Annotated in this window: 22 protein-coding genes; 13 read left to right on the forward strand and 9 right to left on the reverse strand. The window is 71.4% G+C overall.

The features are described from left to right. Positions 1-54 precede the first annotated feature (54 nt). Entirely contained in the window at positions 55-450 is a 396-nt protein-coding gene (locus tag NW895_RS18325; RefSeq protein ID WP_289936782.1) for a hypothetical protein, read from the forward strand. A gap of 129 nt (positions 451-579) precedes the next feature. Then, positions 580-2,004 (forward strand): S28 family serine protease, encoded by a 1,425-nt coding sequence (locus tag NW895_RS18330; protein ID WP_289936783.1) that lies wholly within the window; start codon positions 580-582, stop codon positions 2,002-2,004. 86 nt (positions 2,005-2,090) lie between these two features. On the opposite strand, the gene NW895_RS18335 is transcribed toward NW895_RS18330, so the two are convergent. Both NW895_RS18335 and NW895_RS18340 read right to left on the reverse strand, forming a co-directional pair. Beyond that, positions 2,091-3,110 carry an esterase-like activity of phytase family protein gene (locus NW895_RS18335; protein ID WP_289936784.1) on the reverse strand — a complete coding sequence of 340 codons (1,020 nt, stop codon included), beginning with the start codon at positions 3,108-3,110 and terminating at the stop codon, positions 2,091-2,093. Between the two features lie 53 nt (positions 3,111-3,163). Continuing rightward, the gene (locus tag NW895_RS18340; protein ID WP_289936785.1) at positions 3,164-4,018 is read right to left on the reverse strand and encodes a serine hydrolase; all 855 of its coding nucleotides are present in this window, start codon (positions 4,016-4,018) and stop codon (positions 3,164-3,166) included. A gap of 396 nt (positions 4,019-4,414) precedes the next feature. Between NW895_RS18340 and NW895_RS18345 the strand changes: the two genes are divergently transcribed. Then, on the forward strand, positions 4,415-5,218 hold the full coding sequence (locus tag NW895_RS18345; RefSeq protein ID WP_289936786.1) for an endonuclease: 804 nt from the start codon (positions 4,415-4,417) through the stop codon (positions 5,216-5,218). A 209-nt stretch (positions 5,219-5,427) separates the two neighbouring features. Beyond that, on the forward strand, positions 5,428-5,784 hold the full coding sequence (locus NW895_RS18350) for a peptidase inhibitor family I36 protein (protein WP_289936787.1): 357 nt from the start codon (positions 5,428-5,430) through the stop codon (positions 5,782-5,784). An 11-nt stretch (positions 5,785-5,795) separates the two neighbouring features. Here the strand turns inward: NW895_RS18350 and NW895_RS18355 are convergent, their stop codons facing one another. The 3 genes from NW895_RS18355 to NW895_RS18365 are packed head-to-tail and all read right to left on the reverse strand — an operon-like array spanning position 5,796 to position 9,961. Beyond that, complete coding sequence (locus tag NW895_RS18355) at positions 5,796-7,481, reverse strand: thiamine pyrophosphate-binding protein (RefSeq protein WP_289936788.1); 1,686 nt, start codon at positions 7,479-7,481, stop codon at positions 5,796-5,798. Beyond that, on the reverse strand, positions 7,478-8,446 hold the full coding sequence (speB, locus tag NW895_RS18360) for an agmatinase (RefSeq protein ID WP_289936789.1): 969 nt from the start codon (positions 8,444-8,446) through the stop codon (positions 7,478-7,480). The genes NW895_RS18355 and speB overlap by 4 nt, the downstream gene beginning before the upstream one ends. 54 nt (positions 8,447-8,500) lie before the next feature. Beyond that, positions 8,501-9,961 (reverse strand): sodium:solute symporter, encoded by a 1,461-nt coding sequence (locus tag NW895_RS18365; RefSeq protein ID WP_289936790.1) that lies wholly within the window; start codon positions 9,959-9,961, stop codon positions 8,501-8,503. A gap of 133 nt (positions 9,962-10,094) precedes the next feature. On the opposite strand from NW895_RS18365, the gene NW895_RS18370 reads away from it, so the two are divergent. Together NW895_RS18370 and NW895_RS18375 are read left to right on the forward strand one after the other, a co-directional pair. Then, entirely contained in the window at positions 10,095-11,549 is a 1,455-nt protein-coding gene (locus NW895_RS18370; protein ID WP_289936791.1) for a PucR family transcriptional regulator, read from the forward strand. Positions 11,550-11,645: 96 nt separating this feature from the next. Further along, positions 11,646-12,434 carry a phosphatase gene (locus tag NW895_RS18375; protein WP_289936792.1) on the forward strand — a complete coding sequence of 263 codons (789 nt, stop codon included), beginning with the start codon at positions 11,646-11,648 and terminating at the stop codon, positions 12,432-12,434. Here the strand turns inward: NW895_RS18375 and NW895_RS18380 are convergent. Beyond that, positions 12,431-13,411 carry a CPBP family intramembrane glutamic endopeptidase gene (locus NW895_RS18380; protein ID WP_289936793.1) on the reverse strand — a complete coding sequence of 327 codons (981 nt, stop codon included), beginning with the start codon at positions 13,409-13,411 and terminating at the stop codon, positions 12,431-12,433. The two genes, NW895_RS18375 and NW895_RS18380, sit on opposite strands and share 4 nt — an antisense overlap. Positions 13,412-13,561: 150 nt before the next feature. Between NW895_RS18380 and NW895_RS18385 the strand changes: the two genes are divergently transcribed. After that, positions 13,562-13,972, forward strand: coding sequence for an MmpS family transport accessory protein (locus NW895_RS18385; RefSeq protein ID WP_289936794.1), 411 nt, complete (start codon positions 13,562-13,564; stop codon positions 13,970-13,972). Between the two features lie 117 nt (positions 13,973-14,089). On the opposite strand, the gene NW895_RS18390 is transcribed toward NW895_RS18385, so the two are convergent. Next, positions 14,090-14,977, reverse strand: coding sequence for an acyl-CoA thioesterase II (locus NW895_RS18390; RefSeq protein WP_289936795.1), 888 nt, complete (start codon positions 14,975-14,977; stop codon positions 14,090-14,092). Positions 14,978-15,013: 36 nt separating this feature from the next. Next, positions 15,014-16,171 (reverse strand): acyl-CoA dehydrogenase family protein, encoded by a 1,158-nt coding sequence (locus tag NW895_RS18395; RefSeq protein WP_289936796.1) that lies wholly within the window; start codon positions 16,169-16,171, stop codon positions 15,014-15,016. Positions 16,172-16,447: 276 nt separating this feature from the next. Between NW895_RS18395 and NW895_RS18400 the strand changes: the two genes are divergently transcribed. Both NW895_RS18400 and NW895_RS18405 read left to right on the forward strand, forming a co-directional pair. Further along, positions 16,448-17,419 (forward strand): ABC transporter ATP-binding protein, encoded by a 972-nt coding sequence (locus NW895_RS18400; protein ID WP_289936797.1) that lies wholly within the window; start codon positions 16,448-16,450, stop codon positions 17,417-17,419. Next, entirely contained in the window at positions 17,416-18,267 is an 852-nt protein-coding gene (locus tag NW895_RS18405) for an ABC transporter permease (RefSeq protein WP_289936798.1), read from the forward strand. Before NW895_RS18400 ends, NW895_RS18405 begins: the two co-directional genes overlap by 4 nt. Positions 18,268-18,560: 293 nt before the next feature. Here NW895_RS18405 and NW895_RS18410 read toward each other — a convergent pair whose 3' ends face one another. Then, on the reverse strand, positions 18,561-19,163 hold the full coding sequence (locus tag NW895_RS18410) for a TetR/AcrR family transcriptional regulator (protein WP_289936799.1): 603 nt from the start codon (positions 19,161-19,163) through the stop codon (positions 18,561-18,563). 85 nt (positions 19,164-19,248) lie between these two features. Here NW895_RS18410 and NW895_RS18415 point away from each other — a divergent pair, with 85 nt between their 5' ends. The 4 genes from NW895_RS18415 to NW895_RS18430 are packed head-to-tail and all read left to right on the forward strand — an operon-like array spanning position 19,249 to position 24,901. Next, positions 19,249-20,865 carry a carboxyl transferase domain-containing protein gene (locus NW895_RS18415; RefSeq protein ID WP_289936800.1) on the forward strand — a complete coding sequence of 539 codons (1,617 nt, stop codon included), beginning with the start codon at positions 19,249-19,251 and terminating at the stop codon, positions 20,863-20,865. Between the two features lie 11 nt (positions 20,866-20,876). Then, on the forward strand, positions 20,877-22,793 hold the full coding sequence (locus tag NW895_RS18420; protein ID WP_289936801.1) for an acetyl/propionyl/methylcrotonyl-CoA carboxylase subunit alpha: 1,917 nt from the start codon (positions 20,877-20,879) through the stop codon (positions 22,791-22,793). Beyond that, positions 22,790-23,734, forward strand: coding sequence for a hydroxymethylglutaryl-CoA lyase (locus NW895_RS18425; protein ID WP_289936802.1), 945 nt, complete (start codon positions 22,790-22,792; stop codon positions 23,732-23,734). Before NW895_RS18420 ends, NW895_RS18425 begins: the two co-directional genes overlap by 4 nt. 6 nt (positions 23,735-23,740) lie before the next feature. Next, positions 23,741-24,901 (forward strand): acyl-CoA dehydrogenase family protein, encoded by a 1,161-nt coding sequence (locus tag NW895_RS18430; RefSeq protein WP_289936803.1) that lies wholly within the window; start codon positions 23,741-23,743, stop codon positions 24,899-24,901. Positions 24,902-24,978: the final 77 nt, after the last annotated feature.

Consider the following 24,978-nt stretch of genomic DNA (forward strand, 5'->3'; position numbering starts at 1 on the left):
TGTCGCGCGTCCGTACACCCGTACGCCAATCGTCGCAGTACGGGAGGGACGTCAGTGGACAGGGGTGCGATACGCCGGCGGCTGGCCCTCGGTATGGCCGTGCTGACCGCGTCCGGGCTGTTCGCCGTCGCGGCGCCGGCCGAGGCGCAGGCAGCCGCGGGGACCGCCTACTGCGCGGGACGCAAGATGAGGGAGCTGCCGTTCTCCACCGGCTCCGTGCTCGTCTACAAGCGCAACGGCTTCGTCTGCGCCGTCACCGTCCCCAAGCGTCCCGGCACCAGGCGGACGATGTCGGTCAGCGTGCAGGCGCGCGGCAGTCTGCCGGTCGTCGACAAGGGCAAGTACAAGTACCGGGCAGGCCCGGTGACCGTGCACGCCGGGCAGCGCTGCGTGTGGGTGAAGGGCAGGGTGGGCCGGGGGTCGGTCAGTTCGGGCTGGATCCTCTGCTGAGACCCGTCCCGGGACACCGGAATCTCCCCGGGACACAGGCACCGTACAGGGTTTTCCCCATGTCCCCTGGTGCGTAAGGGAGTTGCTCCGATAGCTTCCGGCGCACATCTGTCTCACAGGGGAGTGTGCATGCGCAAGGCGCTCAGATGGCTGCTGGCGCTCACGGTGCTCATAGGCACGTTGAGCACGGCGGGGGCGGCGACCGCCGCCGAGCCGGAGGCCACGGACATCAAGGACCGGCTGCTCGCGATACCGGGCATGAGCCTGATCCAGGAGAAGCCGTACCCGGGCTACCGTTTCTTCGTCCTGAACTACACCCAGCCGGTCGACCACCGGCACCCGTCCAAGGGAACGTTCCAGCAGCGGATCACCGTGCTGCACAAGGACGTCTCCCGCCCGACGGTCTTCTACACCAGTGGCTACAACGTCTCGACGACGCCCGGCCGCCGCGAGCCGACCCAGATCGTGGACGGCAACCAGGTGTCCATGGAGTACCGCTTCTTCACCCCGTCCCGGCCCGCCCCGGCCGACTGGTCGAAGCTGGACATCTGGCAGGCGGCCAGCGACCAGCACCGGATCTTCGAGGCGCTGAAGCCGGTCTACTCCAAGAAGTGGATCTCCACGGGCGGTTCGAAGGGCGGCATGACCGCCACGTACTACGAGCGGTTCTACCCGCGCGACATGGACGGCGTCGTCGCGTACGTCGCGCCCAACGACGTGGTGAACAAGGAGGACTCGGCCTACGACCGCTTCTTCACCACGGTCGGCACCAAGGAGTGCCGGGACCGGCTGAACGCCGTGCAGCGGGAGGCGCTGGTGCGCCGGGAGCCGCTGAAGAAGAAGTACGAGGCGTACGCGGCCGAGAACGGCCTCACCTTCGACACCATCGGCAGCCTGGACCGGGCGTACGAGGCGGTCGTCCTGGACTACGTCTGGGGTTTCTGGCAGTACAGCCTGCTGAAGGACTGCGACCGGATCCCGGCGGACGCGAAGAACGCGACCGACGACGAGATCTGGGACTCCGTCGACACGATCTCCGGCTTCTCGGCCTACGCCGACCAGGGCCTGGAGACCTACTACCCGTACTACTACCAGGCGGGCACCCAGCTGGGAGCGCCGACGATCCACTTCCCGTCCATCGAGAAGCAGTACATCCGCTACGGCTACCAGCCGCCGCGGAACTTCGTGCCCCGGTCGATCCCGATGAAGTTCCAGTCCTGGGTGATGCGGGACGTCGACACATGGGTGCGGCACAACGCGCGGCACATGCTCTTCGTGTACGGCCAGAACGACCCGTGGGGCGCCGAACCGTTCCGCCTCGGCCGCGGGGCGCGTGACTCGTACGTCTTCACGGCGCCCGGCATGAACCACGGGGCCAATGTCGCGGGCCTGGTGCCCGAGGAGAAGGCGCTCGCCACCGCCCGCGTCCTTGAGTGGGCCGGTGTCGCCCCGGCCGCCGTCCAGGCGGACCCGTCGGCGGCGAAGCCGCTGGCCAAGTTCGACGCCAAACTGGACAAGCGGGACGTCGAGCGCGAAACGGCGCTGCGTCCGTAACGCGAGCCGATCAGCCACGACGACAGGTCCGGCAGCTCCGGATACCGGCGTCGTGGCTGGTCGCCGTCACCACGGGCAGGGTGTCCTCAGACCCGCACCCGCAGGAAGTAGAACCGCGTCGTCTGCGTCGCGCTCTGGTTGTCGTCGCTCACCAGCAGCACCTTCAGGCGGCCCTTCGCCCGGCCCGTGACCGTCATGCCCTCGATGTTGTCGAGCAGCGGGTTCGGCTGGGGCTGCTTGGCGGTGGCGCCCAGGGCCGGGCAGGTCACGAGGTCGGCCAGAAGGGTCTTCCCGATCAGCCGTACGCCGCTCTGGCCGGTCAGTTTCTCGACGCCGCTGGTGTCGGTGGCGCGGCGGGGGTCGGCCAGGTAGAGCCGGATCGTGTTGCCGACACCGGAGGTGTAGCCCCGTTCCAGGACGAGCAGGCGGCCGTCGGGGGTCGCCTGGACCTCGGGGACGCCGAGCCCGTCGTCGACGGGGTAGCCGTACTGGGCCGCGAGTTCGAAGCGGCCGCCCTTCGTCCTGTCCCAGGTCTGGAAGCGGACGATGCCGGTGCTGTCGCCGGAGAGGGCGTACTCCATCGACGCGAGCAGGGTGTGGCCGCCGGGCAGGAGGGTCAGGCCCTCGAAGGTGCCGTTGGATGCGGCGCGCCCGGCCGGGGCGACCCGGAGGGCGTCCGGCACGGGGAGGCGGTCGAGGATGCGGCCGCCCGGGGAGTAACGGCGTACCGACGGCTCGGTCTCGGAGGTCACCAGCCGCGTGTGGTCGCGGTCGACGACCAGGCCCTCGGCGTCGATCGCGGCGCCGCTCTCGTCGGCGAGCCGGCCGACGCCCTTCGGCCGGAGGGTGGTGCGGTCCAGCGTGAACAGCGAGGAGCGGTCGGACAGGGCGGCGAGCGAACCGTCGCCGTCGACCGCGAGGGCGGAGAGGTTGCCGACGTAGGTGCCCCGGTACGTCGTCTTGTCGAGCGCGTCGGAGAAGCGGTCGATGGAGACGGACGGCGAACAGGCGTTGTCCGCCCGGGCGTTCGCGGGTCCGGCGGCGGTGAGACAGGTGGCCGCCGCCAGGCCGGCGGTGACGGTGGCGAGTACGGTTCTCAGGCGCATGGGCGCCACCGTAGGACGGGTCGGTGACGGACGGTAGACCGGCTCATGAAGCGTCAGCTCGCGGCGAGGTCCTTGTGGATGGCCTTGGCGACGCCCTGGATGGTCGTGATGCCGTAGTTCATGGTGCTGTTGCCGTGCGTGAGCACCGTGATCATGTAGTCGTGCCCGCCGCCGTTGAACGTGCCGACGCTGTGCACCCGCCACCCGTGCGTGGAGCGCTGCAGCCAGCCGTTCTTGACGTGCACGGCGACACCGGACGGCGCTCCGTACGGCGTGCCCCAGCGCTGGGAGGAGATGACCTGGCCCATCAGCTTCAGGATGTAGGCACGGGAGTTGTCGCTGAGCACCGTGTTCTTCGCGGTGATCAGCTTGAGCAGCTTCTGCTCGTCGGTGACCGTGATCTGGGTCAGGCCCCAGTAGCCGTTCGTGCCGGGTTTCGTCTGCGTCATCCCGGCCGCGCTCAGGAAGCCCTTGATCTTCGTCAGGCCCAGCTGCCTCCACAGGGTGGAGGTCGCCGTGTTGTCCGACTTGGTGATCATGGCCTTGGCGAGGGAGGTCTCCCGGTCGGTGAGGTACCGGTTGTGCTTCTTGGCGTCCCACAGCAGCGTGGCGAGGACGGTGACCTTCACGACGCTGGCGGAGTCGTAGGCGGTGGAGGGCCGCAGCGTGCAGGTCGTCTTGGTGCTGCGGTCGTAGAGACCGACGGCGATCGTGCCCTTGCGGTTGGCGAGGGCTGCCGTGATGTCCTTCTGCAGCTTGTCGGCGAGGCCCGCCTTGGCGGACGTGCAGCTGACGGTCGGCGCGGGGGCCGCGGCAGCCGGGGTGGCGGCTGCGACGAGCGGTACGAGCACTCCGGCGCCCACCCCTGCCGCCAGCACTCTCGCCCGGCGGGATATCCCATGAGTCATGCACCTGTTGACTCACGGACCCGGGGGAAGGGTTGTACGGCTGCCACGGGCCGTTACCTTCTCCTTGGCATTTTCACAGGCGGCCGCCAGCCACGGCACAGCGCTCACTCACCCGGGGTTCGCACGATGCGGGGGCGACCTCTGCTACTGAGGACAGCTCCGGCACGACGACCGACTCCGCGCAGAGCAACCAGTCGACGATCTACCGCCTCGACCCCTCGGACATCAGCTGACAGAGACGCCCAACGGCCCCCGCCCGACCGGCCGGGGGCCGTTTCGGCGTGTTTGCCGGTTCCCGTCACCCAACCGACATGCCCGCTTCCTTTACAGAGCCGCATGTCCATGTCACGCTCCCGAGTGCCGCCTCCGTTCAACCCGCGTAGATGGGACCCCCACATGCCGGCGACACGCATCCACCGCTGGAAGCCGGTGGCGTTGACCACCGCTGCCGTTCTGGTCGGCCTCACCGTTCCGGCGCTGACCGCGGCCCCGGCCGCGGCGACGACGACCGCCTACGACTCGACGTACTACAAGAACGCGATCGGCAAGACCGGCACCAGCCTCAAGTCCTCGCTGCACACGATCATCAGCAGCCAGACGAAGCTGTCGTACTCGGCGGTCTGGGAGGCGCTGAAGGTCACCGACCAGGACCCGAACAACAGCAACAACGTGAAGCTGCTGTACTCGGGCATCTCCCGCAGCAAGTCGCTCAACGGCGGTGACGTCGGCGACTGGAACCGCGAGCACGTGTGGGCCCAGTCGCACGGCGACTTCGGCACCTCGGCCGGCCCCGGCACGGACCTGCACCACCTGCGTCCCGAGGACGTCCAGGTCAACAGCATCCGCGGCAACAAGGACTTCGACAACGGCGGCAGCAGCTTCACCAACTCCGGCGGCAGCCTCACCGACGCGAACTCCTTCGAGCCCCGCGACGCCGTCAAGGGCGACGTGGCCCGCATGATCCTCTACATGGCCGTCCGGTACGAGGGTGACGACAGCTGGCCCGACCTGGAGCCCAACGACTCGACCAGCAACAGCAGCGTTCCCTACCACGGCCGTCTGTCGGTCCTGAAGCAGTGGAACGAGGCGGACCCGCCGGACGCCTTCGAGGAGCGCCGCAACCAGGTCATCTACGACACCTACCAGAAGAACCGCAACCCGTTCATCGACCACCCGGAGTGGGTCGAGGCGATCTGGTAGCACCGGGCGCCGGTGCCCCGGGGCCCGTACGCCCGGCGCGCCGGCGCCGGCCGCTCGACGAGGATCGCGGCGCCGAGCCCCCGGTTCGCTCCAAGAGGTGGTGTGGGCGGCTGCCCCGGGCAGGCCGCCCCGCGCCGCCGGGAGCATGGCAATCGCCCCGGCACGTGAGCCGGGGCGGTCCGCAGTCCCGGAATCCTTGGGAGAGTGCCGTGAAGCTTCGTTCCTGGTCCCTCGCCGCCACCCTCGCCCTGACCGCGCTCCTCCTGCCGGCCCACGGGGCGTCCGCGGCGCCGGCCGCCCCGCCGTCCTGCCCCGACGGATCCGTGTGCTTCTGGAGCGGCGAGGGCTTCGGCGGCGACTACTGGGAGTGGACCGCCCGCAGCGGCTACCGCGACATGCCGCCCCGCCTCCACGACCGCGTGGGCTCCTTCGTGGCCAGCACCCGCGCCTGCTTCATCAACTGGCAGCCGGTGGAGAAGCGGGACGTCTTCAACGGCGACTGGCGGTCCCGTTACCGCGGCGACTTCGGCGGACGTATCGACGGCGTGGGACCGGGGGCCTGCTGACCCGCCGCCCTTCAGCCCAGATGCGTGGGCGCGAACATGCGCAGCACCGCCGGGAGGACGACCACCGAAGGGCCCGGTGACGCCAGGGCCTCCGCCAGGTCGGCTTCCAGCGTCCCGGGGGTCGTCCGCACCCCCGGGACACCGAAGGACTCGGCCAGCGCCGCATAGTCCGGCCGGGTCAGCTCGGTCGCCGTCGCCTGCCCGAAGGCGTCGGTCATGTACTCGCGCAGGATGCCGTAGCCGCCGTCGTCGACGATCAGCCAGGTGACGTTCAGGTCGTACTGACGGGCGGTCGCCAGCTCGGCGATCGAGTACAGGGCGCCGCCGTCGCCCGACACCGCCAGCACCGGGTGGGTGGGGTCGGCGACGGCCGCGCCCAGTGCCGCCGGGAAGGCGTAGCCGAGGCCGCCGGCGCCCTGGGCGGAGTGCATGTGGTTGGGGCCCTTCGGGTCGAACGCCGACCAGGCCCAGTAGGCGAGGATCGTCATGTCCCAGAAGGACGGGGAGTCGGCGGGCAGCGCCTTGCGCACCGAGGCCAGCACCTGCTGCTCCAGGGTGAGTTCCTGGGAGGCGATGCGTTCGGCGACCTTCGCGAGGAGTGCGCGGACGCGCTCCGGCGCCGTCGGGTCCTCCCGCTCGGAGACCGTCTCCAGCAGCGCCTGCAACGCCAGTCGGGCGTCCGCGTGGATGCCCAGCGCCGGGTGGTTGGACTCCAGCTTGCCGAGGTCCGCCTCGATCTGGATGACCCGGCCGCGCGGCTTGAACGTGTGGTAGTTGGAGGAGAGCTCGCCGAGGCCGGAGCCGACCACCAGAAGGACGTCGGCGTCCTCCAGGAAGTCCGTGGTGTGGCGGTCCTCCAGCCAGGACTGGAGCGAGAGGGGGTGCTTCCACGGGAACGCCCCCTTGCCGCCGGGCGTGGTGACCACCGGGGCCCGCAATGCCTCGGCCAGCCGCTTCAGCTTGCCCGAGGCGTCGGCCCGTACCACTCCCCCGCCCGCGATGATCGCCGGACGGGACGCGCGGGAGAGCAAGTCGGCTGCCACGGCCGTCAGTTCGGGACGCGGAGGCAGCTCGTCGGGGAAGGCGTCGCCCCCCGTCACCACCGGGATCGACGTCTCGGCGAGCAGCACGTCCTGCGGGATCTCCACCCACACCGGGCCGTGCGGGGCAGTCAGGGCCGACGTCCAGGCCGCCTCGATCGCGGACGGGATCTGCGACTGCGTCCGGACCGTGTGCACCGACTTCACCACACCCCGGAACGACGCCGCCTGGTCCGGGAGTTCGTGCAGATAGCCGTGGCGGCCCCCGCCCAGCCCGGCCGTCGGGACCTGGCTGCTGATCGCCAGGACGGGGGCGCTCGCCGCGGCCGCCTCCTGGAGCGCGGCGAGCGACATCAGCGCACCCGGGCCCGTGGACAGCAGCAGCGGCGCCGCCTCGCCCGTGATCCGGCCGTACGCGTCCGCCGCGAAACCGGCGTTGTTCTCCACCCGCAGGCCGATGTAGCGCAGGTCCGAGCGGCGCAAGGCGTCGAACATGCCCAGCGCGTGCTGGCCGGGCAGGCCGAAGACGGTCGTCGCACCGAGTCCGGCCAGGGTCTCCACGACCAGGTCTCCGCCGTTGCGGCCGGGTGGAGGGTTGAGCGCGGCCTCCGTCTGGGCGGGCGTGGGACGGAGCACCAGGTCGTGGTCGTGGGTCACTGCTCGCGGGCCTCGGCAATCCGGCGGGTCATGATCGTGGTCAGTTCGTACGCGGTGTGGGAGGCCGCCACCGATGTGATCTCCGCGTGGTCGTACGCGGGGGCCACCTCGACGACGTCCGCCGACACCAGGTTGCACGATGCCAGCCCGCGCAGGATCTCCAGGAGCTCACGGGACGTCATGCCGCCGGCCTCGGGGGTGCCGGTGCCGGGGGCGTGGGCCGGGTCGAGGCAGTCGATGTCGATGGAGATGTACAGCGGACGGTCGCCGATGCGCTGCCGCAGCTGGTCGGCCACCTCGTCGGCGCCCCGGCGGTAGACGTCCGCCGACGTGACGATGCCGAAGCCCATCTTCTCGTCGTCGGTGAGGTCCTGCTTGCCGTACAGCGGGCCGCGGGTGCCGACGTGGGAGAGGGCGGAGGTGTCCAGGATGCCCTCCTCGACCGCGCGGCGGAACGGGGTGCCGTGCGTGTACTCGGCGCCGAAGTACGTGTCCCAGGTGTCGAGGTGCGCGTCGAAGTGCAGCAGCGCCACCGGGCCGTGCTTCTTCGCCACCGACCTCAGCAGCGGCAGCGCGATGGTGTGGTCGCCGCCCAGGGTCATCAGGCGGGCGCCGGTGCCGAGGAGTTCGTCGGCCGCCGCCTCGACGGTCTCCACGGCCTCGTTGATGTCGAAGGGGTTCACGGCGATGTCCCCGCCGTCCGCGACCTGCGCGAGGGCGAAGGGGGAGGCGTCCTGCGCCGGGTTGTAGGGGCGCAGCAGCCGGGAGGCCTCGCGGATGGCGTTGCCGCCGAAGCGGGCGCCCGGCCGGTACGAGACGCCCGAGTCGAAGGGCACGCCCACCACGGCGACGTCGGCGGTGCCGACCTCGTCCAGGCGGGGCAGCCGGGCGAAGGTCGCGGGGCCGGCGTACCGCGGGATGCGGGAGGAGTCGACGGGGCCGCGGGGCGTCTCGTTGCCGCTCATACTGTTCTGCCTTCTTTCCTACGCTTCGTCGCGTTTGTACTACTGGGCTCGACTTTACTGGGGAGCCGGGACCGGCTCGGACAGGGGTTCGGGCGCGCGGCCGGCGAGCCGTTCGCGCCAGGCCGCCAGCACCGCCGCGTCGGTCGGCCGGGTGGCCAGGGAGACGGCGACGTAGGCGGCCAGGGAGGACAGCAGGCCGTAGTAGACGGGCTCGTTGGCGAGGATGCCGTAACCCGCCATCAGGGCGATGACGGCCAGTCCGCCGACGACGACGGAGGCGAGGGCGCCCTGCACGGTGCCGCGCTTCCACAGCAGTCCGCCGAGGATCGGGACGAGGAGGCCGCCGACGAGGAGGTTGTAGGCGACGGTCAGCGCCTCGACGACGTTGTTCAGCCAGATCGCCGTGCCGATCACCGCGAGGCCCATGAGAAGGATGAAGGCACGGTTGCCCCGGACCTCGTCGTGCTCCTCGCCGGAGGGCTGCACGATGCCCCGCAGCCGCGACCAGATGTCGTTGTTGGCGACGGTGGCGCAGGCGATGAGCGCGCCCGAGGAGGTCGACATCACCGCGGCCAGAGCGGCCGCCAGCACCAACCCCCGTACGCCCACCGGGAGTTCGTCCTTGACTACGGTCGCGAAGGCGTCGTCGGCGTTGCCGAGCTGCGGGTACAGCACCTTGGCGGCCGTACCGACGACGGCTCCGGCGAGGGCGTAGACGAGACAGTAGGTGCCGGCGACCGTGCCGCCCCACCTGGCGGTGCGGTCGCTGCGCGCGGTGAAGACCCGCTGCCAGATGTCCTGCCCGATGAGCATGCCGAACGTGTAGATCAGCACGTACGTGAAGATGGTCTCGCCGCCGATGCCCAGCGGGTCGAAGTACGACGTCGGCAGCTCGGCCCTCATCGCACTGAACCCGCCCGCCTTGACGACCGCGACGGGCAGGAGCAGGAGCAGCACGCCGACGGTCTTCACCACGAACTGCACCATGTCGGTGAGCGTGATCGACCACATGCCGCCGAGCGTCGAGTAGGCGACGACGACCGAGCCGCCGAGGACGATCGCGACCGTGCGGTTCATGTCGAAGAGGACGTCGAAGATCGTGGCGTACGCGATGGTCGATGTGACCGCCAGCATGAGGGTGTACGCCCACATGACCACGCCGGAGATGACGCCCGCCCGTCCGCCGTAGCGCAGGTCGAGCATCTCGGAGACGGTGTAGACCTTCAGGCGGGCGATGCGGGCGGAGAAGAACACGCTCAGCGCCAGCAGGCCGAGGCCGATGGTGACGACCATCCAGGCACCCGAGAGGCCGTACTGGTAGCCCAGCCCGACACCGCCGATGGTGGACGCGCCGCCGAGGACGATCGCCGCCATGGTGCCGGAGTACATCGCGGGCCCGAGCCGGCGGCCGGCGACGAGGAACTCGCTCTTGGAGCGGGCGCGGCGCATGCCCCACCAGCCCATGGCCAGCATGCCGGTCAGATAGACGACGATCACGACGTAGTCGACGGCCATGGGGAGGCCTCCTTCGCGCACTCTCGGTGGCGGGGACGAGGGATGACGAGGGATGACCCTAGGTGGCCGGAAAGCGACTGCGAAGTGTACGTTTCATCCATTCGAGCGCCAGATGACGGAGGGAACGTCCACCATGCCGGATCCGGCTGTTCCCCCCACGCCACCAGTGCCCCTCACGGCACTCCTGGCCCGCGAGGACCTGGCGCTGCACCAGATCGCCGGGCCTGCCGACCCCGGCATCGTCATCCACTGGGCGCACACCTCGGAGATGGCCGACCCCTACCCGTACCTGCTGGGCGGGGAGCTGCTGCTGACGGCGGGCGTGCACATCCCGGAAGCGGCGGGTTCGGGGACGTACTTCGACGACTACGTCTCCCGGATCGTGGCGGCGGGCGGCGCGGCCCTGGGCTTCGGGCTCGCCCCCGTGCACGACACGGTGCCGCGGGCGCTGGTCGCGGCCTGCGACGCGTACGGCCTGCCGCTGCTGGAGGTGCCGCCCGAGACCACGTTCTCGGGAGTGGCCCGCGCGGTCTGGCAGCTGATGGCCCAGGCCCGTCTGGCCGAGCTGCGCCGCGTCTCTGAGGCCCAGCAGAGCCTCGCCGCCGCGGCCTCCCGCCCGGACCCGGTGCCGTCCGTGCTGCGGCAGCTGGCCCGGCGGCTGGGCGGGTGGGCCGTGCTGTACGGGCCGGACGGGGCCCGGCTCGCGACGGCGGGGCGGGCCTGTGCGGCGGACGTGGGCGAGGCGCTGGGAGAGCTGGCGCAGGTGGTCGGCCGCCGGGCTTCCGCCACCGCCACGGACACCGTCGCCGGCATCCACCTCGCCGCCTACGCCCTCGGGCCCGGTCACGGTTTCGTGCTCGGCGTCGCCGCCCCGCACCGCGATCCCGGCGACCACACCATTGCCTCCGTCGCCGCCGTGCTGCTCTCCCTGCTCACCGGCGAGCAGCGCAGCGGCACGGGGGCGGCGCGCTCCTCCGCGCTCGTCCGGCTGCTGCTGGGCGGCCCGCCCGAGGAGGTGGCCCCGTTGCTGGGTGCCGAGCGGTGGCTCGTCGTGCACGGCCGCCCGGACGCGCACGCCCCCGACGCCATGGCGGCCTCCGCGCTGGGCGCCGCACTGGGGTCCGCCCTCGTCGATCCGGGACGGGACGCCGTACGGGTGCTGGTCCCGGCCGACCGCGAACCGGCCCCGCAGCCCGGCTGGACCCTGGGGGTCAGCGCTCCCGTCACCCCGGATGAGGCGCCGGCCGCCGATGCGCAGGCGGCCCGTGCCCTGGCCCGGGCCCGCGCCACCCGCACCCCACTGGTCCGGCACGGCAGCCGCCCCGCCCTCGCCGACCTGGTCCCCGACGCCGAGGCCGAGGCGCACGCCCGCACGCTCCTCGCGCCCATCGCCCAGGCGCCCGCGCTCACCGAGACGCTGCGCACCTGGCTGTCCCTGCACGGCAGCTGGGACCGCACGGCCGTCGCCCTGTCGGTGCACCGCAACACCGTGCGGCAGCGCATCGCCCGCTGCGCGGCCCTGCTCGGCACCGACCTCGACGACCCGGACGTACGGATGGAACTGTGGTTCGCGCTGCGGCGCCTGTGAGTACGAGCGCCCAGTCCGGAAACTGAGTACGTGACCCCCGTCCCAGGGGGCGATACCCCAGGGACGGCCACCGGTGGCTGCCCCACAATGGGACCCATGCCGATACCCGGGACCCCCAGCCGCGCCGAACTCGTCGAGCACCTCGTCAGAACGCGCATCGCGGGCGACGTCGCCACGCCCCGCGAGAACAACCTCTCCCACTACCGGAAGCTGGCCAACGGCGACCGCCACTACTGGCTCGGCCTGGAACTGGGCGACCGCTGGAGCGACGAGCAGGACGTGCTCGCGGTGATGGCCGAGCGGGTCGGCGTCAACGACGACCCCGAGTACAGGTACGGCCAGGACACCATCGACCCCGAGCTGACCGTCGCCGCCCTGGAGCGCCTGGCCGGGCGGCTGCGCAAGGCGGCGGACGGCGGGCAGCGGGTGCTGTTCGCCACCGGTCACCCCGGCGGCCTGCTCGACGTGCACCGCGCCACGGCCGCCGCGCTGCGCACCGCCGGCTGCGAGATCGTCGTGATCCCGGACGGGCTGACGACGGACGAGGGGTATGTCATGCAGTTCGCGGACGTGGCGGTCCTCGAACACGGCGCCAGCCTCTGGCACACCCACTCGGGCGAGCCGATGAAGGCGATCCTCACCGCCCTGGAGCGCGCGGGCCGCCCGCTGCCCGACCTGGTCGTCGCCGACCACGGCTGGGCCGGTTACGCCGGCCGGCACGGCGTCGACTCCGTTGGCTACGCCGACTCCAACGACCCGGCCCTCTTCCTCGCCGAGTCCGAGGGCACCCTCCAGGTCGTGGTCCCCCTCGACGACCACGTGGTCAGCCCGCGCTACTACGACCCGATGACGGCGTACCTGCTGTCGGAGGCGGGGCTCGGTTAGGCGTTCGGGGCCTGCGCGGCCGGTGGCTGTGCGTACGGCATGGGGGGTACGGCCGGGGGGACGATCGCGGGGGCGGTCCGCTGCGGAGGGTGGCGCCGGGTCAGCCACAGCACGGTCGCGGCGTAGAGGCCGACGGTCGCCATGTCGGTGACGGCCAGTTGCCAGGGCGAGTCGGTCGCGGTCTCGTCGGAGGACAGGCCGTCGACGATCGCGGCGGACAGGCCGAAGGCCAGCAGGTTGTTCAGGGCGTGCACGGCGACGGCCGCCTCCAGGCCGCCCGTGCGGATGGTCAGCCACCCCGCCACCAGGCCGAAGAACAGCAGACTGGCGAAGCCCCACGGCGTGCCCCAGCCGTGGGCGGCGGCGAACAGCGCCGCCTGCGGCAGGACCGCGAGCCACGGCGAGCGGGCGAAGGCGCCGGCCGCCTGCATCAGCCAGCCCCGGAAGACGTACTCCTCCGCCGCGGCCTGCAACGGGACGAAGACGGCCAGCACCGCCAGGGAGACCAGGAACGACCGCCAGCCCACCCAGACGGCGGGCGCCCCGGAGCCGTCATCGCCCTCCGGCAGGAGGAACGCGACCGCCGACAGCAGGACCACGGACGGCACGGCGGCACCCAGGCACCGGGCCAGCCAGCCGACACGTAACCGCCCGCTGACCGACGACACCGTGCCGGCCGGACGTCGGCCCGGCCGGCGCACGGCCAGCAGGACGACCGGCAGGGCGATCGCTATGCAGGTCAGCTCCAGTGCGGTGTTTCCGAGCGGCCCGAAGTCGATGCTGCCGTCGGGCAGTTCGGGGTGGTCGGCCACCTTCCCCAGGACGTAGGTGTAGCCGAAGAGTAAGAGGATGAGCACGAGCCAGCCGCCGAGCACCAGGAGGGTGCCGAGCAGCGACCGCCACCAGCGGTGACGGCCGGTGCAGTGGGCCATGCGGTGGTAAGGGAGAGCGGTGAGGTCCGGGGACGCGGTTGTCATGATCAACAGCTTTTCAGCGCCCGGCGGACCGAACCTCCACCCCCAGCATGAACGGCCGCTCGGTCCCAGGGTGGATGCCCTAACCGTTTGACTTGACTTTCTCTTTGCGCTTGGCTGCGGATCCGACCATCACGATCCGGGGGGATCCCTTTGAAGCGCACCATCCGCGCCGCCGTCTGCTCCGTCGCCGTCGCCGGCCTCGCGTTCGGCCTCAGCTCCTGTTCCGAGGCGGTCGACCAGGTCGACAAGGCAGTGGACGAGACGTACGAAGTCACCTACGAGGTCACGGGAAAGAACGTCGACTCGATCGAGTTCCACGGCGGCGGCGGCAAGGCCACGGCACCGAAGATCGACTCGGTGTCGAAGCCCAAGCTGCCCTGGAGGAAGACGGTCACACTGCGCGGCATCATGCCCGCGGCGGTCATGCCCGTCGCCGCGGACCCCGAAGGCGCCCAGGTCGCGTGCAAGATCACCTACAAGGGCAAGGTGCTGGAGGAACAGAGCGGAAGTGGCATGGTGACCGCCGGCGGCTGCATCGCGGAGTCCCCGGTCACGGAGTAACCGGAACGGGTTGGTGCCCGCGCCGGCCACCCTTGCCCGGTCGCCGGTCAGCGCACTCGTTGAGGGCCGCGACCAGCACGGCCCCGCCCCGCGGGCTCCACGCCTCCCGGCCGACGGTCACGGTGCCTGTTTCCGCGGCACGCGGACCACGCCCTCCTGGATCACCGAGATGGCGAGCCGTCCGTCCTGCGTGTAGATGCGGGCCTGCCCGAGGCCCCGGCCGCCGTACGCCGACGGCGACTCCTGGTCGTACAGCAGCCACTCGTCGGCGCGGAACGGCCGGTGGAACCACATGGCGTGGTCCAGCGAGGCCCCGACCACATCACCGACAGCCCAGCCGCCGCGGCCGTGCGCGAGCAGGACCGAGTCGAGGAGGGTCATGTCGGAGACGTACGTGGCGAGGACGACGTGCAGCAGGGGTTCGTCGACAGCGCCGCCGAGTTTGCCGTTGGTGCGGAACCACACCTGGGAGTGCGGTGCGCGCGGCTCGCCGAAGCGGCCGTAGGGCGGCTCGTCGACATAGCGCAGGTCGATCGCCTCGCGTGCCTCCAGGAACCTCTCGACGACCGCCGGGTCGAGGTGGTCGTAGCCGCGCAGCCGCTCCTGGGAGGTGGGCAGCGTGGCCGGGTCCGGGGAGGGCGGCATCGGGGCCTGGTGGTCGAGGCCGTCCTCGTACGTCTGGAAGGACGCCGACAGGGAGAAGATCGGTCTGCCGTGCTGGACCGCGACCACCCGGCGGGTGGTGAAGGAGCGGCCGTCACGGATGCGCTCGACGTTGTAGACGATGGGCGCGCCCGGGTCGCCGATGCGCAGGAAGTACGCGTGCAGGGAGTGGGCGTGCCGGTCCTCGGGGACCGTACGCCCGGCGGCGACCAGCGCCTGGGCCGCGACCTGTCCGCCGAAGACGCGCGGGACGACGGCGGACCGGGACTGGCCGCGGAAGATGTTCTCCTCGATCTGCTCCAGGTCGAGCAGATCGAGGAGATCCTGAAGTGCCTGGCTCATGACAGACAGTTGTATCGGCCAGTGATGTCGTGGACCTTACAGACCCATGTCCTTGGCGATGATCGTCTTCATGATCTCGCTGGTGCCGCCGTAGATGCGGTTGACGCGGTTGTCCGCGTACAGGCGGGCGATCGGGTACTCGTTCATGAAGCCGTAGCCGCCGTGCAGCTGGAGGCAGCGGTCGATCACGCGGTGGGCGACCTCGGTGCAGAACAGCTTGGCGCTGGCGGCCTCGGCGGGGGTCAGCTCGCCCGCGTCCAGGGCCTCCAGGGCACGGTCGGCGACGGCCTCCGCGGCGTCCACCTCGGCCTGGCAGGCGGCCAGCTCGAACTTGGTGTTCTGGAAGGCGGCGACGGGCTTGCCGAAGACGGTGCGCTGCTGGACGTACTCCTTGGCGAACCGGACGGCGGCCTTGGCCTGCGCGTAGGCGCCGTAGGCGATGCCCCAGCGCTCGGAGGCGAGGTTGTGGCCGAGGTAGTAGAAGCCCTTGTTCTCCTCGCCAAGGAGGTCCTCGACCGGGACCTTCACGTCGACGAACGCCAGCTCGGCGGTGTCGGAGGTCTTCAGGCCGAGCTTGTCCAGCTTGCGGCCGACCGAGTAGCCCTCGGCCTTGGTGTCCACGACGAAGAGGGAGATGCCGTGCCGGCGGTCCTCGGCGGTGGGCGCGGCGGTGCGGGCGCAGACGATCATCCGGTCGGCGTGCACACCGCCGGTGATGAAGGTCTTGGCGCCGTTGAGGACGTAGTGGGTGCCGTCCTCGCTCAGCTTGGCGGTGGTCTTCATGCCCGCGAGGTCGGAGCCGGTGCCCGGCTCGGTCATCGCGATCGCCCACATCTCCTCGCCGGAGACGAACTTGGGCAGGTAGCGCTTCTTCTGCTCGTCGTTGGCGAGCATCTTGATGTACGGCAGGCCGAGCAGCACGTGCACGCCGGAGCCGCCGAAGGAGACGCCCGCGCGGGCGGTCTCCTCGTAGATGATGGCCTCGAACTTGTAGGAGTCGATGCCGGCGCCGCCGTACTCCTCGTCGACGCGGATGCCGAAGACACCGAGCTCGGCGAGCTTGTAGTAGAAGTCGCGCGGCGCCTGGCCCGCGGCGAACCACTCGTCGTAGACGGGGACGACCTCGGCCTCGATGAAGGCGCGAAGGGTCTCCCGGAACGCCTCGTGGTCCTCGTTGAACACTGTACGGCGCACGCCGCCGCCCTCCTTTGCGCCTGAACCGGCGCCGCTCTCGCGTACCTGGTTGCTCGCCGCCCGGAATCCCCGACCGAAGGTTGCGATCCCTTGGCTAAGCGCTTGCTCACCCAGCGTACCGGCGGGTAATGGACGGCGTCCAGGGTGGGACGGGAGTAACGCTCGTCACGATTGACACCCGCCCACCGGGATTCGCCCGGCCAGGACAATCAGTAAAGTGCTGGTCAAGGGGAGGCGGGTCGCCCCCCGTGACAGCAGACCAGAGGGGGAACACCGATGACGACCGCGCACGCCTTATCCGGGACGGGGAGCAGCCCACCGCCCGAGAGCGACACGGTCATCGACGTACGTGATCTGCGGATGCGCTACCGCAGCCAGGACGTCCTGAAGGGGGTCGACTTCACGGCCCGGCGCGGCGAGGTCGTCGTACTGCTCGGCCCGAACGGCGCGGGCAAGACCACCACGATCGAGATCCTGGAAGGCTTCCGGATGCGCTCGGCCGGGGACGTCACCGTCCTCGGCACCGATCCGGCGCGTGGGGACGAGCGGTGGCGTGCGCGGCTGGGCATCGTGCTGCAGTCCTGGCGCGACCACGGCAAGTGGCGGGTGCGGGAACTGCTGGCCCATCTCGGCTCGTACTACGTCCCCTACTCCACCGCCTACGTGCAGCGGCCGCGGGACGTCGACGAGCTCATCGCCGCCGTGGGACTGACCGAGCAGGCGGACAAGCGGGTCGGGACCCTGTCCGGCGGGCAGCGCAGGCGCTTCGACGTGGCCGTCGGCATCGTGGGCAGGCCCGAGCTGCTGTTCCTGGACGAGCCGACGGCCGGTCTCGACCCGGAGGCCAGGAACGAGTTCCACGGCCTGGTGCGCGGGCTCGCGGACGAGCGCACCACCGTTCTGCTGACCACGCACGACCTCGCGGAGGCGGAGAAGCTCGCCGACCGGATCCTCATCCTGGCCGGTGGCCGCATCGTGGCCGACGGCCCGGCCGAGGAGCTGTCCCGGCAGGCATCGGCCGAGGCCACCGTGCGCTGGACCCGGGACGGGCAGCCCTTCGAAGAGGCGACGGCCGAGCCCACCCGGTTCGTCCGCCGGCTGTTCGAGGAACACGGCGACGCCATCGGCGGGCTGGAGGTGCGCCGGGCGAGCCTGGAGGACACCTACCTGACGATGGTGCGGGAGTGGGAGGCGGGGAACGGCCCCGGCGAACAGGCGGCACACACCCTTGGGGAGGGACAGCGATGAGTCCGGTGTGGTACGCGGCGCGGGCCGGGGTGCGGCGGGGCTGGACGGAACTGCGGCAGACCTTCACCACGGGCCAGGACCTGTTCGGGCACGGGCTCTGGACGGTCCTGATGATCGTGCCGGTGCTGCTGGCCGGGGACGACCGGCTGAAGGGCGCGGGTATATCCGCCGGCGCGTTCATGCTGCCGAGCCTGCTCGGGATGACGCTGGCGTTCACGGGGATGACGACCACGGCGCAGCTCCTCGCGACCGAGCGGGAGGACGGCACGCTGCTGCGGGCCAAGGCGGTGCCGCACGGCATGGTCGGTCACCTGGTAGGCAAGATCATCCTGGTGTCCGGTACGGCTGTCGTCTCCATGGCACTCGCCCTCGTCGCCGGTGTGTTCCTGGTCGACGGTGTCGCCCAGCAGGGCGGCACGGCCTGGCTGATCCTGCTGTGGGTGGTGCCGCTCGGCCTCCTGGCCACCCTGCCGATCGGCGCCGTCATCGGCTCCCTGGTCGGCAGTCCGCGCACCGTCGGCCTGCTCATGCTTCCGGTGATGGGACTCGTCGTCGTCTCCGGCATCTACTTCCCCCTGTCGAAGCTGCCCGAGTGGCTGCAGACCGTCGGCCAGATCTTCCCCGTGTACTGGCTCGGCCTCGGCCTCCGGTCCGCCCTGCTGCCGGCCGGCGCGGTCGCCGTCGAGATCGGCGCGTCCTGGCGCCACCTGGAGACAGCGGCCGTACTGTCCGCCTGGTCCCTCGCCGGCCTCCTCCTCGCCCCGCCCGTCCTACGCCGAATGGCCCGCCGCGAGTCCGGAGCGACGATGGCGGAACGACGGTGGAAGGCGATGCAGCGGGTCGGGTAGCGCCGGGCCGCGCCCCACCCGCACCCACCCACAGCGAGAAAGGGACGTGCCGGGGGCGCGAACGCCAACCCCCCACACACCCGCACCCGCCCACGGCGGCAAGGGGCCGTGTCGGGGGGTGTCCGCCCGCAGCGGCCGGCGTCCATCACCGCCCACCTCCGCAGGAGACGGTTCCGCCGGACCGAGGACGGACACCCCCCGGCGCGGCCCCGACTCACACCCGCATCCGTAGGCGCAACGCGAACCCCCACCGAACCCGCACAGGCCGCCGCAGGCACCCACCGGCACCGGCGTCACTCCGCCCCGGCCGCCGCGAACGCCCCCCGCGCCATCCGGTGCAGCAGCGCCGCCGTGGCGCCGCGCCCCGGCAGGGAGCCGGACCTCGCCAGATGCGGCGTCGAGTTCAGCAGGCCGAAGACCGAGTGGACCGCGGAGCGGGCGGCCGGCTCGGACAGCTCCGGGTAGACCTCGCGCAGCACCCGCACCCACAGCTCGACGTACTGCCGCTGCAACTGCCGTACCAGCTTGCGGTCGCTGTCCCGGAGGCGGTCCAGCTCCCGGTCGTGCAGGGTGATGAGGGGACGGTCGTCGAGCGCGAAGTCGATATGCCCCTCGATGAGCGAGTCGAGGACCGCCTCGGGAGCCCGGGCGTCCCCCTCGGCCTCCGTCAGGCGCCGCTTGGCGCCCGTCAGCAGCTGACCGCTGATGCCGACCAGCAACTCGGCGAGCATCGCGTCCTTGCCGGCGAAGTGCCGGTACAGACCGGGCCCGCTGATGCCGACCGCGGCTCCTATCTCGTCGACACCGACGCCATGGAAGCCGCGCTCGGCGAACAGCCGGGCGGCCTCCTTGAGGATCTGCTCGCGACGGGTGGGGGCGTCGGTTCTGGTGGCCATGGAGGCAATTCTAGACAGCGGGGTTAGCGCTCGTTAACCTGGAGGAAATGCGTTAACGCTCATTAACAAGTGAGGGGACCGCAGGATGCACGAGGCACCGGAGCTCCACAGCGCGGCAGACCCCGCGTCGGAGGCCTGGCACGCCAACGAGGAGGCGCACCGCGCCCTGGTGGAGGAGCTGCACGCCAAGCTCGCCGAGGCCCGGCTCGGCGGCGGCGAGAAGGCCCGGGCGCGGCACACCGCGCGCGGAAAGCTGCTGCCGCGCGACCGGGTGGACAGCCTCCTCGACCCCGGCTCACCCTTCCTGGAGCTGGCACCCCTCGCCGCCGACGGGATGTACGACGGGCAGGCCCCGGCCGCCGGGGTCATCGCCGGCATCGGCAGGGTCAGCGGACGCGAGTGCGTGATCGTCGCCAACGACGCCACGGTCAAGGGCGGGACCTACTACCCCATGACCGTCAAGAAGCATCTGCGGGCGCAGGAGGTGGCCCTGGAGAACCGCCTCCCCTGCCTCTACCTCGTCGACTCCGGCGGCGCCTTCCTGCCCATGCAGGACGAGGTGTTCCCGGACCGCGAGCACTTCGGCCGGATCTTCTACAACCAGGCCCGGATGTCCGGCGCCGGGATCCCCCAGATCGCCGCCGTGCTCGGCTCCTGCACCGCCGGCGGGGCGTACGTCCCGGCGATGAGCGACGAGGCCGTGATCGTCCGGAACCAGGGGACCATCTTCCTGGGCGGCCCCCCGCTCGTGAAGGCCGCCACCGGCGAGGTCGTCACCGCCGAGGAACTGGGCGGCGGCGAGGTGCACGCACGTGTGTCGGGCGTCACCGACCACCTCGCGGAGAACGACGCGCACGCCCTGCGGATCGTACGGAACATCGTCGCCACCCTCCCCGCGCGCGGCCCCCTCCCCTGGGAGGTCCGGCCCGCCGTCGAGCCGAAGATCGACCCGTACGGGCTGTACGGCGCCGTCCCGGTCGACTCCCGCACCCCCTACGACGTACGCGAGATCATCGCGCGGGTCGTCGACGGCTCCCGTTTCGCCGAGTTCAAGGCCGAGTTCGGGCAGACCCTCGTCACCGGCTTCGCCCGGATCCACGGCCACCCGGTCGGGATCGTCGCCAACAACGGCATCCTGTTCTCCGAGTCCGCCCAGAAGGGCGCCCACTTCATCGAGCTCTGCGACCAGCGCGGCATCCCGCTGGTGTTCCTGCAGAACATCTCCGGCTTCATGGTCGGCAAGGACTACGAGGCGGGCGGCATCGCCAAGCACGGCGCCAAGATGGTGACCGCCGTGGCCTGCACGCGCGTACCGAAACTGACCGTCGTGGTCGGCGGGTCGTACGGCGCCGGGAACTACTCCATGTGCGGACGGGCGTACTCACCCCGCTTCCTGTGGATGTGGCCGAACGCCAAGATCTCGGTCATGGGCGGCGAACAGGCCGCCTCCGTCCTCGCGACCGTCAAGCGGGACCAGCTGGAAGCGCGCGGGGAGCCCTGGTCGGCGGAGGAGGAAGAGACCTTCAAGGCGCCGATCCGTGCGCAGTACGAACGCCAGGGGAACGCTTACTACGCGACGGCCCGCCTGTGGGACGACGGCGTGATCGATCCGCTTGAGACCCGCCAGGTGCTGGGCCTGGCCCTGACCGCGTGCGCGAACGCCCCGCTCGGTGAGCCGGCGTTCGGCGTCTTCCGGATGTGAGGAGGGGACCCATGTTCGACACAGTGCTCGTGGCCAACCGGGGCGAGATCGCGGTCCGCGTCATCCGTACGCTGCGCGCGCTCGGCGTGCGCTCGGTGGCCGTCCACTCCGACGCGGACGCCGACGCCCGGCACGTCCGGGAGGCCGACACGGCGGTACGGATCGGCCCGGCGCCGGCCGCACAGAGCTATCTCTCGGTGGAACGGCTCCTCGACGCGGCGGCCCGGACCGGCGCCCAGGCGGTCCATCCCGGCTACGGCTTCCTCGCGGAGAACGCCGACTTCGCGCGCGCCTGCGAGGAGGCGGGACTGGTCTTCATCGGGCCGCCCGCCGAGGCCATCGCGCTCATGGGCGACAAGATCCGCGCCAAGGAGACGGTGAAGGCGGCCGGCGTGCCCGTGGTGCCCGGTGGCCGTGACCCCGAGCTGGCCGAGGCGGCCCGGGAGCTGGGCGCACCCGTGCTGCTCAAGCCCTCGGCCGGCGGCGGCGGCAAGGGCATGCGCCTGGTGCGGGACCTGGCACGGCTGGACGAGGAGATCGCGGCGGCCCGGCGCGAGGCCGCGGCCTCCTTCGGCGACGACACGCTCCTCGTCGAGCGGTGGATCGACCGCCCCCGGCACATCGAGATCCAGGTCCTGGCCGACGGCCACGGCACCGTCGTCCACCTGGGCGAGCGCGAGTGCTCCCTCCAGCGCCGCCACCAGAAGATCATCGAGGAGGCGCCCAGCGTGCTCCTCGACTCCGGCACGCGTGCCGCGATGGGCGAGGCGGCGGTCCAGGCGGCCCGCTCCTGCGGGTACCGGGGCGCGGGCACGGTGGAGTTCATCGTCCCCGGCGGGGATCCGACGTCGTACTACTTCATGGAGATGAACACCCGCCTCCAGGTCGAGCACCCGGTCACCGAGCTGGTCACCGGCCTGGACCTGGTGGAGTGGCAGCTGCGGGTGGCGGCGGGCGAGCCGCTGTCCTTCACCCAGGACGACATCCGGCTCACCGGACACGCGATCGAGGCCCGCATCTGCGCCGAAGACCCGGCGCGGGGCTTCCTCCCCTCGGGCGGCACGGTCCTGAAGCTGCGCGAACCGCAGGGCGACGGCATCCGCACCGACTCCGGGCTCAGCGAGGGCACCGAGGTCGGCAGCCTGTACGACCCGATGCTGTCCAAGGTGATCGCGTACGGCCCCGACCGCGCCACGGCCCTGCGCAAGCTCCGGGCGGCTCTCGCGGAGACGGTCACGCTGGGCGTGCAGACGAACGCCGGGTTCCTGCGGCGGCTGCTGGCGCATCCGGCGGTGGTGGCGGGCGAGTTGGACACCGGGCTGGTGGAGCGGGAGGTGGACGGGCTCGTCTCCACGGACGTACCGGAGGAGGTGTACGAGGCGGCGGCGGCCGTACGTCTGGACGCCCTGCGTCCGGGGGACGAGGGCTGGACGGACCCGTTCTCGGTGCCGAGCGGCTGGCGGCTGGGCGGGGAGCCCAAGCCCGTGACGTTCCCTCTGCGCGCACTCGGCGACCCCGTGGAGCACACCCCGCGCGGCACCCACACCGTCACCGGCGACCAGGTCTCGGTGACGCTGGACGGCGTCCGCCACACCTTCCACCGCGCCGCCGACTGGCTCGGCCGCGACGGCGACGCCTGGCACGTACGCGACCACGACCCGGTCGCCGCGTCCCTCACCCGCGCGGCCCACGCGGGCGCCGACTCGCTCACCGCGCCCATGCCCGGCACGGTGACCGTGGTGAAGGTCGCCGTCGGCGACGAGGTGGCCGCCGGGCAGAGCCTGCTGGTCGTGGAGGCGATGAAGATGGAACACGTCATCTCCGCCCCGCACGCCGGCACGGTCACCGAACTGGACGTCACGCCGGGCACGACCGTCGCCATGGACCAGGTCCTGGCGGTCATCGCCCCGGCGGAGGAGGAGAAATGACCTTGCCCATGACCGTCCCGTCCCCCGGCCTCCCCGCCCGCGTCCGGATCCACGAGGTCGGCGCCCGCGACGGCCTGCAGAACGAGCAGGTGACCGTGGAGACCGAGGTCAAGGCGGAGTTCATCCGCCGCCTGGCCGACGCGGGCCTGACGACCATCGAGGCGACCAGCTTCGTCCACCCCGAGTGGGTGCCCCAACTGGCGGACGCGGAGCGGCTCTACCCGCTGGTCGGCGACCTCCCGGTGGCGCTCCCGGTCCTGGTGCCGAACGAACGCGGCCTGGACCGCGCGCTGAAGCTCGGCGCCCGCCGGATCGCCGTCTTCGCCAGCGCCACCGAGTCCTTCGCGAAGGCCAACCTCAACCGCACGGTGGACGAGGCGCTGGCCATGTTCGAGCCGGTGGTGGCGCGGGCGAAGGCGGAGGGCGTCCAGGTCCGCGGCTACCTGTCGATGTGCTTCGGCGACCCGTGGGAGGGCCAGGTCCCGGTCCCCCAGGTGGTCCGCGTCTGCCGGGCCCTCGTCGACATGGGCTGCGACGAACTGAGCCTGGGCGACACGATCGGCGTGGCCACGCCGGGCCACGTACGCGCCCTCCTCACCGCCCTCGACGAACAGGGCGTCCCCACCGAGGCGCTGGGCGTGCACTTCCACGACACCTACGGCCAGGCGCTCGCCAACACCCTCGCCGCCCTCCACCACGGCGTGACGACCGTCGACGCCTCGGCCGGCGGTCTGGGCGGCTGCCCGTACGCGAAGAGCGCCACCGGAAACCTCGCCACCGAAGACCTCGTGTGGATGCTGCAGGGCCTCGGCATCGACACCGGGGTCGACCTCGGCCGTCTCGTCGCCACCAGCGTGTGGATGGCCGACCACCTGGGCCGACCCAGCCCGTCCCGCACCGTGCGTGCCCTCTCCCACACCGCCTCCCACAAGGAGCAGTGAACGACCATGGACCACAAGCTCTCCCCCGAACTGGACGAACTCCGCAGCACGGTCGAGGAGTTCGCACACGATGTCGTGGCGCCGAAGATCGGCGAGTACTACGAACACCATGAGTTCCCGTACGAAATCGTCCGGGAGATGGGCCGCATGGGCCTGTTCGGCCTGCCGTTCCCGGAGGAGTACGGCGGCATGGGCGGCGACTATCTGGCCCTGGGCATCGCACTGGAGGAACTGGCCCGCGTCGACTCCTCGATCGCGATCACGCTCGAAGCCGGGGTCTCCCTGGGCGCGATGCCGATCTACCGCTACGGCACTCAGGAGCAGAAGCGCGAGTGGCTCCCCCGCCTCTGCTCGGGCGAGATGCTGGGCGCCTTCGGTCTGACGGAACCGGACGGCGGCTCGGACGCGGGCGCGACCCGTACGACGGCCCGCCTCGACGAGTCGTCCGGCGAATGGGTGATCAACGGCACCAAGTGCTTCATCACCAACTCGGGCACGGACATCACGGGCCTGGTCACGGTCACGGCGGTCACGGGCCGGGGCCCGGACGGCAAGCCGCGGATCTCGTCCCTCATCGTCCCGTCCGGCACCCCCGGCTTCACGGTGGCGGCCCCCTACTCGAAGGTCGGCTGGAACGCCTCCGACACCCGCGAACTGTCCTTCTCCGACGTCCGCGTCCCGGCAGCGAATCTGCTCGGCGAGGAGGGGCGCGGCTACGCCCAGTTCCTCCGCATCCTCGACGAGGGCCGCATCGCCATCGCGGCCCTGGCGACGGGCCTCGCCCAGGGCTGCGTGGACGAATCGGTCAAGTACGCGAAGGAACGCCACGCCTTCGGCAGGCCCATCGGCGCCAACCAGGCCATCCAGTTCAAGATCGCCGACATGGAGATGAAGGCCCACACGTCCCGCCTGGCCTGGCGCGACGCGGCGAGCCGCCTGGTGGCGGGCGAACCCTTCAAGAAGGAGGCGGCACTCGCGAAGCTCTATTCCTCCACCATCGCCGTCGACAACGCCCGCGACGCCACCCAGATCCACGGCGGCTACGGCTTCATGAACGAGTATCCGGTCGCCCGCATGTGGCGCGACTCCAAGATCCTGGAGATCGGCGAGGGGACGAGCGAGGTACAACGCATGCTGATCGCACGGGAGTTGGGGCTGGCGGGCTGACGCGGTGGGCGTATGACGGGGCCTGCGCGGGACATACGGCCGGAGCGTACGGGCGGTTGACCTCTGGACAGGTGCTG

The sequence above is a fragment of the Streptomyces sp. S.PNR 29 genome, assembly GCF_030386795.1.
In the GTDB taxonomy this organism is placed as follows: domain Bacteria; phylum Actinomycetota; class Actinomycetes; order Streptomycetales; family Streptomycetaceae; genus Streptomyces.

Coding starts and splice junctions, on each gene's coding strand:
- NW895_RS18370 (WP_289936791.1), top strand. CDS start 10,095: ATGCCGGATCCGGCTGTTCCCCCCACGCCACCAGTGCCCCTCACGGCA.
- NW895_RS18430 (WP_289936803.1), top strand. CDS start 23,741: ATGGACCACAAGCTCTCCCCCGAACTGGACGAACTCCGCAGCACGGTC.
- NW895_RS18420 (WP_289936801.1), top strand. CDS start 20,877: ATGTTCGACACAGTGCTCGTGGCCAACCGGGGCGAGATCGCGGTCCGC.
- NW895_RS18340 (WP_289936785.1), bottom strand. CDS start 4,018: ATGACTCATGGGATATCCCGCCGGGCGAGAGTGCTGGCGGCAGGGGTG.
- NW895_RS18390 (WP_289936795.1), bottom strand. CDS start 14,977: ATGAGCCAGGCACTTCAGGATCTCCTCGATCTGCTCGACCTGGAGCAG.
- NW895_RS18425 (WP_289936802.1), top strand. CDS start 22,790: ATGACCTTGCCCATGACCGTCCCGTCCCCCGGCCTCCCCGCCCGCGTC.
- NW895_RS18365 (WP_289936790.1), bottom strand. CDS start 9,961: ATGGCCGTCGACTACGTCGTGATCGTCGTCTATCTGACCGGCATGCTG.
- NW895_RS18380 (WP_289936793.1), bottom strand. CDS start 13,411: ATGACAACCGCGTCCCCGGACCTCACCGCTCTCCCTTACCACCGCATG.
- NW895_RS18375 (WP_289936792.1), top strand. CDS start 11,646: ATGCCGATACCCGGGACCCCCAGCCGCGCCGAACTCGTCGAGCACCTC.
- NW895_RS18400 (WP_289936797.1), top strand. CDS start 16,448: ATGACGACCGCGCACGCCTTATCCGGGACGGGGAGCAGCCCACCGCCC.
- speB (WP_289936789.1), bottom strand. CDS start 8,446: ATGAGCGGCAACGAGACGCCCCGCGGCCCCGTCGACTCCTCCCGCATC.
- NW895_RS18345 (WP_289936786.1), top strand. CDS start 4,415: ATGCCGGCGACACGCATCCACCGCTGGAAGCCGGTGGCGTTGACCACC.
- NW895_RS18415 (WP_289936800.1), top strand. CDS start 19,249: ATGCACGAGGCACCGGAGCTCCACAGCGCGGCAGACCCCGCGTCGGAG.
- NW895_RS18405 (WP_289936798.1), top strand. CDS start 17,416: ATGAGTCCGGTGTGGTACGCGGCGCGGGCCGGGGTGCGGCGGGGCTGG.
- NW895_RS18330 (WP_289936783.1), top strand. CDS start 580: ATGCGCAAGGCGCTCAGATGGCTGCTGGCGCTCACGGTGCTCATAGGC.
- NW895_RS18335 (WP_289936784.1), bottom strand. CDS start 3,110: ATGCGCCTGAGAACCGTACTCGCCACCGTCACCGCCGGCCTGGCGGCG.
- NW895_RS18410 (WP_289936799.1), bottom strand. CDS start 19,163: ATGGCCACCAGAACCGACGCCCCCACCCGTCGCGAGCAGATCCTCAAG.